The organism is Zunongwangia atlantica 22II14-10F7 (genome assembly GCF_002094855.1).
Taxonomy (GTDB): Bacteria; Bacteroidota; Bacteroidia; order Flavobacteriales; family Flavobacteriaceae; genus Zunongwangia; species Zunongwangia atlantica.
Genome location: NZ_ARYN01000044.1, coordinates 1 through 3,170, shown reverse-complemented (window position 1 = coordinate 3,170; position 3,170 = coordinate 1). Strand labels below are relative to the sequence as shown.

Annotated in this window: 2 protein-coding genes; both read left to right on the top strand. The window is 30.4% G+C overall.

Going from position 1 to position 3,170, the window contains the following annotated elements; genetic code table 11:
• The coding region (locus IIF7_RS20320) for a hypothetical protein (RefSeq protein ID WP_217806700.1) at positions 1-428 on the top strand (428 nt) is incomplete at its 5' end.
• A gap of 1,098 nt (positions 429-1,526) precedes the next feature.
• Complete coding sequence (locus IIF7_RS20315; protein ID WP_084843515.1) at positions 1,527-2,438, top strand: MrcB family domain-containing protein; 912 nt, start codon at positions 1,527-1,529, stop codon at positions 2,436-2,438.
• The last annotated feature ends 732 nt before the right edge of the window (positions 2,439-3,170 follow it).

Below are 3,170 nucleotides of genomic sequence, written 5' to 3'. Positions count from 1 at the left end.
TGTCCATACTCGAAACCGTTACCCACCATTTGAAAAGAAAATCGTACATACAATTCAAAATTCCGAAAGTCGAGCTCAAAACTCAAGAAGAGAATAAATTTAAGTTGAATTTTAATAAAGCATTGACTGGATTTTTAAGCACGTTTATTCCAAAAGCTAATCCTGACTTTGATGATAAAATCAAGCTTGTGGAAAAGTGGATCGTTGAATTTGACAATAAAACTGGAATCCCGGAACGTGAAATCGGGATGGACAAAAATGGACGTATAATCGTGAAAATGCCATTTGGTAATAATTACGGTTATTGGACTGATAATAATTTACTCTTAGCAGATTTTAAAAACCATTTCGAAACGACAGAAATAAGACAAGAAAGTTTTGAAAACTATTGGAGTTCCTTCAATAAAACTGCTGACATTAAAACCTAATTCACAGAATGAAAAATCCAATCGAATGGAAACGACGATGAACGCAAATGTTTAAAGACTAAAGTAGATTTTAACGGACAAGATCGAGAAATTGTTATATTCTTTACAAAGAAATCAGATGAGGAAAAATTAGTGCATTAAATAAAATGAAAATCTGAGGAAAATAATTGATGATGGAAAAGAAAAACATTGACATTATACAAAACGAAATAAATAACAGAATAAAACGGTGGGTAACAACGCGTATGGTCAATTGCTGCTAAATACTTAATCGATATTCGATGTTTTTTAGCTATATTTATTTTAAGCGGACACAATCTGGCTAACCACCCCGCAACTGTCCATACTCGAAACCGTTAGCCAAAATAACTCCGGACAAAAGCACTTCCTGAAAACCGAAATGACCGCAGAAAAATCAACATTCGAAATTCGATAAAAACGAAGAAAATTTTTAAAAGGAAAAGTGTAAAAAAATAACTGATAAAACCGATCTGTCCGCAAAAAATTATAATCAATATTCGATAAGATCGGACACTATTTTTAAAGACTTAAAGAATAAAAAAATTAAATAAATGAAATGTGATATTGTATAAAATTGGCTGTCATTTTTAGAAACTAAAACTTACTTTAAGCGGACAGCTACATGAAAAAAATCTGAAACTTGGAACTTTTAAATGAACTTGGAACTCCAGAATCATCAACGACGCGGTAATCATCACGCAGAACAAATCTCTCCCTAAATTCGAAATGAAAATTCAGCTAAAATTAAAAAATAACATTCCTGACCGACAATGCTCAAATTGTAATGTTTTAAAGCAAATTTTTCAAAAAATCAAAACTCCTCTCCCACTCTGAAAAACATTAAAATCTAATCTAAGCCGATATTAGATAAATCTGAATTCACTTTTTAAAAGAATAATAACTAAAATCAAAATTTGGCGTGTCGTTACATTGGCTAACAACGTATAATAGCAATTGCGGCATTTTGTCCTGCGGACAAAACCGCGTAAGCATAATATTCAGTATTTTTAATTATCTTAGTTTTAACCAATCCGCAACTGACTATTATACGAAGCCGTTATGTAAAATTTTTATTGAATGCAAAATATTCTACAAGAACCTATTGAGGATTATTTGAATGAAAAATCAAATAATTTTGGCGGTAATTCTTTAGCTGATAAATTTAGAAATCAGTTTCCTCAACAAATTGAAAAAATAATAATTGATAAAATTCGATTTAAAGTTATTGGTTCTCCAGGGAAAGGAAATTGGACAGAATGTCCATGGATAGCAATTTTAGATACATTAATTACTGAGACTCCTCAAAAAGGTTATTATCCAGTATTATTATTTAGATCGGATATGACTGGAGTTTACTTGTCATTAAATCAAGGCGTTACTGATGTTATTGAGAATTATAAACGAGAAGCAAAAAGTGTTTTAAAACTTAGAGCTGAGGATTTTAGGGCAAAATTGGATATTGGAAAAACAAATTTAGTAGAAAAAATTCAACTTCATTCCTCAACTAAAAACGCAAAACATTATGAAGCTGGAAATATCATAGCAAAATTTTATTCAAGTGATAACTTACCAAACAATGAAGAATTAAGATCTGATATTCTTAAATTTTTGAATTATTACGAAAATCTAACTTACTCTGACACATCTTTTAGTGAAGAACCAGAATATGGGTTTGAAAAGAAGCAAATACGACTTCACAAAAGAATTGAGAGAAATTCAAATATTTCCAAAAAGGTAAAGAAAATAAAGGGTTATCAATGTGAAGCTTGCTCAATGAATTTTAGAGACAAATATGGCGAATTAGGAGATAAATATATTGAAGCACATCATTTAATTCCAATTTCAACTTTAGGAATTGGAAAATTTAGAGTTGACTATAAAAATGATTTCGCAATATTATGTAGTAACTGTCATAGTATGATTCACAGATTAAAAGATCCCAGTGATTTAGAACAATTAAAAAAAATCGTTTTAAAAAACTTTACATAACAACGATTAATCGCAAATAGCGGTTTTTGAATAAAAAGTGTAATTTTAAAAACCAAGCAAGAAAAGGTTAAGCCGACAAATCCGTGTCACTTACTCCACTACTTGCGATAATCGAAACCGTTACCCAAAATAGCTCCGGACAAAAACACTTCCTGAAAACCGAACTGACCGCAGAAAATTCAACACTCGAAATTAGATAAAACGAAAAAAAAATTAAAAAGAAAAATGGAAAAACTTGCCGATAAAGCCGAACTGACCGCAAAAAAATTATAATCAAAATTCGATAAAATCGGACACCATTTTTAAAGACTTCAGGAATAAAAACCAAACAAACGAAAGCTGATATTGGATAAAATTGACTGTGATTTTTAGACACTAAAACTGACTTTAAGCAGACAAGCACAAGAAAAAATTCTTAAAACCTGGACTTTTAAATGAAATCTGAACTTCAGAATCATCAACAACGCAGAAAGCATCACGCAAAACCAATCTCTCTCAAAATTTAAATGGAAAAATCCAACTAAAAATTAAAAAAGCAACGCTGGAGAAACTTAAAATTGTAAACTTTTACTTCCAATTTTAAACTTCAAAAGCTTCTCTCCCACTCTGATAACCATAAAAAAAAATCCTATCTAAGCCGATATTCGATAAATTTGAAAACCTTTTTTAAAAGAACTAAAAACTAAACTGAGCGTGTCGCTACATTGGGTAACAACGTATAATAGCAATTGC